This is a genomic window from Gilliamella sp. Gris3-2, from assembly GCF_001690345.1.
Classification (GTDB): domain Bacteria; phylum Pseudomonadota; class Gammaproteobacteria; order Enterobacterales; family Orbaceae; genus Gilliamella; species Gilliamella bombi.
On sequence record NZ_LZHB01000068.1, the window covers coordinates 1 to 6,389 of the forward strand.

General features: G+C 36.7%; 3 protein-coding genes. All 3 read left to right on the forward strand.

Going from position 1 to position 6,389, the window contains the following annotated elements; all coding sequences use genetic code 11:
* The first annotated feature begins 19 nt into the window (after positions 1-19).
* Positions 20-142, forward strand: coding sequence for a hypothetical protein (locus A9G32_RS13405; protein ID WP_255306795.1), 123 nt, complete (start codon positions 20-22; stop codon positions 140-142).
* Between the two features lie 288 nt (positions 143-430).
* A complete protein-coding gene (locus A9G32_RS09070; RefSeq protein WP_065589845.1) occupies positions 431-940 on the forward strand; it encodes a hypothetical protein in 510 nt (169 codons plus the stop codon).
* Between the two features lie 53 nt (positions 941-993).
* Positions 994-6,389, forward strand: a 5,396-nt coding sequence (locus A9G32_RS13410; protein ID WP_065640671.1) for a calcium-binding protein, incomplete at its 3' end; no start/stop codon positions are given.

Below are 6,389 nucleotides of genomic sequence, written 5' to 3' on the forward strand. Positions count from 1 at the left end.
ACTGGAGGAATAGACCAATATGGTGGGATTGACTAAAGAGGAAGCGGAAAAACGATTATTTAAGGTCAAGGATGCCGATGGATTACGTGATTTAATACAGCAATTAGATATAAATACCCATGGCAAAACAACCATCCTCTAAAATGCTCTAAATTCACATTTACTAAATTTTAATCTGCTAAATTTCAATTTACTGCTCCCTTCAAAATATCAGCATAACTTTCAATCGTATTTCAATATTGTTACCGATCAATTATTAAACAAATTATAATGATAATTTAATCAGTTTGTCTCCTGATAATGAATACTTATAATCTGTTTTGGGTTATTTACAAACCAACTATCTTATTTATAATTCTGTTTATCTGCATTTATATTTTATATAACAGAACCCAAATTTATTTAACACAATTTAATTAAGGAGTGACTGATGTCATTTGTCAATGCCTATGTGTCGGAAGAAGATGCTAAAAAATATGATTTAGATAATTTATGGAATAAGTACCGCCGCTTTGGTACCAAAATGCCTGAACTATTGAAGAGTTTTGATGTTCATCAACACGCTTGGTGTGTGGATAAGGAACGAGGGTATTGGTTATTTAACTGTGACTATGTGCTGAATTATGATACTCCGTCTGGTTTACCCGCAGCAACTAATAAGGAGGTATATATCCTGCATGTTAATGGCCAGAATATTGAGCTTATTTTGGAAGCTGGCCGTTGGAAATCTAGCGATTTGGAAGCGATCGGTTTGGAATATGCTAACTCCTTTCCTGTAAAAATTGCTTGGAATATTGTGTCAATGAATCCAAGTTGTTTATCGACTATGTCGAAGGCGGATTTATTAACCATTTTAAAAGAGGCATTAACTGTCTATAAATGTAATGGAATTAGAAATTTAGAAGCTAATGATGAAGCACTGATTAGATGTAATTTTTAGTATTTTGTAAGCTAACGCTATAATCAATTATTATACTGGAGGAATAGACCAATATGGTGGGATTGACTAAAGAGGAAGCGGAAAAACGATTATTTAAGATCAAGGATGCCGATGGATTACGTGATTTAATACAGCAATTAGATATAAATACCCATGGCAACACAACCATTCTCTATTCAGGATGGTTAGATTCTGGCGTACATACATCAGAAATTATCGACCAATTAAAAAATAACTCTTCTCTTCGCCTGATCGATAATACCGAGGCATCTAAATTTTTAGCTGATGCTTTGACAAAGGATTCGCCTTTAAATCGCAAGTTAAAGCAGATCTTTGGTAAAGGTGAAGGTAGTCAGTTATCTAGCCAAGCATATGAATTCCTTTTTGGCTCAAACAGCAATGGCAGCCGTCAACCTAATGGCGCATGGGATGCTATTTCTAAACGTTTTGTTGATGGTGCAGTGGGTGATGTTCGTGTACTTGGTGGGTTTGGAATGGACTCGGGGCGGGTTTTTGCTGCCACAGAATTACCGGCATTATTAAATAATCCCAAAGTGACATCAGTCAATGGTATTCCAACATCGGTATTAAGATCTATCGAACAAACCGAGGGAATGGGGCGTGCTTTTGAGCATATTAAAAATATTGCCGGTTTAGATGCCGCAGGCACTAAGTTAGCGCCAGATAATGTTAAATCTTGGTTAAAGCTTTATGAACCTGACGGAAAGTTTAATAGTGAGTATCTTAACAATCTTAAAGATACTTACAATAATTTATCGCCAGAAATGCGAAAAAGTGTTAATCAAACTTCTAAATATCTAGCGTCAGCAGGCGAAAAAATCGCAAAACGCTTGCCTATTTTGGGTTATATTATGACCGGGATCGGATTTGGCTTTGCATCGGCAGAAGCTCAGGCTGCACTTGATCGAGGCGATGTTAACGAGGCAAGAGGGATTTTACTTGAGTTTGGCGTTAAAGAAATTAGTGGCAATATATTAGGGGCATTGGCAGGAACCGTTGCTGCAGGATTAGCGGCTACAGCCGGAGCACCAGCTTTAGCCGTTATCGGTATCGGCTTAGGTGCTGCTGTTGTGGCTGGTTTGCTTTCGGATGCGATGGTAGATAAGTTTGCTGATTTATTCCGAGATAATGATCAAAATGGACTAATTGATCTTTGGGATAAGTTAAATGGTCTACTTAATGATGCTGGAAATGCTATTATGGGGCCTATTGCAGCGTTATTTCCTTCTATTCCCGAAGCGGCGAAACGAGCATGGTCTCCTATTATTATCGATCTTGATCGTGATGGCGTTGAAACAATTAGTAAAGATAAAAATATTCATTTTGATTTAAATGCCAACCAATTTGCCGAAAATACAGGATGGGTTGGTGCCGATGATGGATTGTTGGTGATAGATTTAAATGATAATGGTGTTATTGATGATGGAAGAGAACTGTTTGGTGAAAGTTCATTGCTACAAAATGGCAAAACAGCTAAAAATGGTTACCAAGCATTAGCTCAATATGATGAAAATGGTGATGGTGTTATTGATGCTAAAGATAGCGTCTGGCAAAAATTAAAAATATGGCAAGATAAAAATAGCAATGGTCTTACCGATGAAAATGAACTAATTAGCTTAGAACAAGCGGGAGTTTCATCGATTAGTACAAAGTATTCAAAATCAGATTATGTGGATAGTAACGGAAATGAACATCGCTTAACCGGTGAAATCACCTACACCGATGGTAGCAAAGGAAAATCCACCGATGTTTGGTTTGCAACAGATCAAGCAAATACTATTTATACTGGCGAAAAACACTATATTGACGAGGTAAGAAAATACCCTTCAGTACGAGGATTTGGTAATCTTGTTAACTTATCTATTGCATTAAGTCAAAATACAGAGCTAAGAAATTTACTCGATAAATTTATCGCTAATCCTATAACAACTGACATTCTACAAGTTATTGACGATATTATTTTTAGTTGGGCCAATGTGGATCAGGTTGACCCAAATAGTCGAGGTAATATAGACGCTAGAAAATTAACTGTATTAGAAATCATTACAGGAGAAAAATATACTAATATTTATTATGGTAATAATGCTCCTCCTGCAGGTACTTTTGGTGCTAATTTATTAATGGGTGAATATAATAAATTCAAACATTATGTTACCGCTAGTCTTTTAGCACAAACCGAATTTAAAGAGGCGTTTAAATTATTAAAAATAGATATAAATAATGGAAATGCCGTGATTGATTTTTCAGGATTAGAGCGTCATCTTAATCAGATAACTGATCCAGCACAAAAACTTTTATTGAAAGAAGTTATTGATGGCTATTTAACATACAATAGTTCTGATGAGTATTATCAGTCAATTAAAAATAAATTGGGTGAAAATACATTAACCGGTAATAATTTTTATGTATTTGGCTTATCAGGTCATGAGTCGATTACTGACACATCTGGAATTGATAAACTGTTATTTATGAATAACATTAAAGCTGAAGATATTCGATTTTCACGCCAAGGGGCAGATATAACCGCAACCTTAATTGACGGCAAAAGTAGCATCACCTTTAAGAATGTCTTTTACAATGCAACATCAGCAACCGCAGACATTAATAGCTATAACGTTATTGAGGAGTTTATATTTGCCGATGGCACCAAATTAACGTGGGATGAGGTATTAAACAACGGCTTAGTAATGACCGGTACAGATAGTGACGATATCATTTTAGGCAGTAAAGGCAATGATATCTTAACAGGCGGTGATGGTGATGATACTTTGTCGGGTGGTGATGGCAATGATATTTTAACAGGTGGTAAAGGTAATGACCTGTTATCGGGAGGAGCCGGAAACGATACTTACTTGTTTAATTTAGGCGACGGTCACGACACAATAAATAACCAAGGCAAGCTAGGGTACACCGGTTTTTGGAGTAGAATAAAAACTGATGTTGATACGATCCGTTTTGGTGAAGGGATTCGTGCTGATATGCTAGGTCGTTCTAGAAAAGACAATGATTTAGTTATCTCCATTAATAGCCAAAATTCAATTACCATAAAGAATTGGTTCTCAACAGGTGATACGCAATTAGCCGCTAGGGTTGATTTTTTTGAATTTACAGATGGTTCCCAACTTAATATTAAAGATTGGTATAATAATAATCCAATTGTGACATCGGGCACAGCAAAAGATGAAACCTTATTAAGCTCAAATTACAATGATATTTACCAATTTGGCCGTAATAGTGGTCATGACCAAGTGACAGAATTAGGTGGTAAAGATAAGCTAGAGTTTATCGATGGTATTACGCCAAATGACGTTATATTTTCACGCCAAGGGGCTGATATAAAAGCGACCTTAATTGGTGGTAATAGCAGCATAACTTTAAAGAATGTTTTTTACAATGCAACATCAGCAACCGCAGACATTAATAGCTATAACGTTATTGAGGAGTTTATATTTGCCGATGGCACCAAATTAACGTGGGATGAGGTATTAAACAACGGCTTAGTAATGACCGGTACAGATAGTGACGATATCATTTTAGGAAGTAAAGGCAATGATATCTTAACAGGCGGTGATGGTAATGATACTTTGTCGGGTGGTGATGGCAATGATATTTTAACAGGTGGTAAAGGTAATGACCTGTTATCAGGCGGAGCTGGAAACGATACTTACTTGTTTAATTTAGGCGACGGTCACGACACAATAAATAACCAAGGCAAGCTAGGGTACACCGGTTTTTGGAGTAGAATAAAAACTGATGTTGATACGATCTGTTTTGGTGAAGGGATTCGTGCTGATATGCTAGGTCGTTCTAGAAAAGACAATGATTTAGTTATCTCCATTAATAGTCAAAATTCAATTACCATAAAAAATTGGTTTTCAACAGGTGATACGCAATTAGCCGCTAGGATTGATTTTTTTGAATTTACAGATGGTTCCCAACTTAATATTAAAGATTGGTATAATAATAATCCAATTGTGACATCGGGCACAGCAAAAGATGAAACCTTATTAAGCTCAAATTACAATGATATTTACCAATTTGGCCGTAATAGTGGTCATGACCAAGTGACAGAATTAGGTGGTAAAGATAAGCTAGAGTTTATCGATGGTATTACGCCGAATGACGTTATATTTTCACGCCAAGGGGCTGATATAAAAGCGACCTTAATTGGTGGTAATAGCAGCATAACTTTAAAGAATGTCTTTTACAATGCAACATCAGCAACCGCAGACATTAATAGCTATAACGTTATTGAGGAGTTTATATTTGCCGATGGCACCAAATTAACGTGGGATGAGGTATTAAACAACGGCTTAGTAATGACCGGTACAGATAGTGACGATATCATTTTAGGCAGTAAAGGCAATGATATCTTAACAGGCGGTGATGGTAATGATACTTTGTCGGGTGGTGATGGCAATGATATTTTAACAGGTGGTAAAGGTAATGACCTGCTATCAGGCGGAGCTGGAAACGATACTTACTTGTTTAATTTAGGCGACGGTCACGACACAATAAATAACCAAGGCAAGCTAGGGTACACCGGTTTTTGGAGTAGAATAAAAACTGATGTTGATACGATCCGTTTTGGTGAAGGGATTCGTGCTGATATGCTAAGTCGTTCTAGAAAAGACAATGATTTAGTTATCTCCATTAATAGCCAAAATTCAATTACCATAAAAAATTGGTTCTCAACAGGTGATACGCAATTAGCCGCTAGGGTTGATTTTTTTGAATTTACAGATGGTTCCCAACTTAATATTAAAGATTGGTATAATAATAATCCAATTGTGACATCGGGCACAGCAAAAGATGAAACCTTATTAAGCTCAAATTACAATGATATTTACCAATTTGGCCGTAATAGTGGTCATGACCAAGTGACAGAATTAGGTGGTAAAGATAAGCTAGAGTTTATCGATGGTATTACGCCGAATGACGTTATATTTTCACGCCAAGGGGCTGATATAAAAGCGACCTTAATTGGTGGTAATAGCAGCATAACTTTAAAGAATGTCTTTTACAATGCAACATCAGCAACCGCAGACATTAATAGCTATAACGTTATTGAGGAGTTTATATTTGCCGATGGCACCAAATTAACGTGGGATGAGGTATTAAACAACGGCTTAGTAATGACCGGTACAGATAGTGACGATATCATTTTAGGCAGTAAAGGCAATGATATCTTAACAGGCGGTGATGGTAATGATACTTTGTCGGGTGGTGATGGCAATGATATTTTAACAGGTGGTAAAGGTAATGACCTGCTATCAGGCGGAGCTGGAAACGATACTTACTTGTTTAATTTAGGCGACGGTCACGACACAATAAATAACCAAGGCAAGCTAGGGTACACCGGTTTTTGGAGTAGAATAAAAACTGATGTTGATACGATCCGTTTTGGTGAAGGGATTCGTGCTGATAT

Coding starts and splice junctions, on each gene's coding strand:
- A9G32_RS13405 (WP_255306795.1), top strand. CDS start 20: ATGGTGGGATTGACTAAAGAGGAAGCGGAAAAACGATTATTTAAGGTC.
- A9G32_RS09070 (WP_065589845.1), top strand. CDS start 431: ATGTCATTTGTCAATGCCTATGTGTCGGAAGAAGATGCTAAAAAATAT.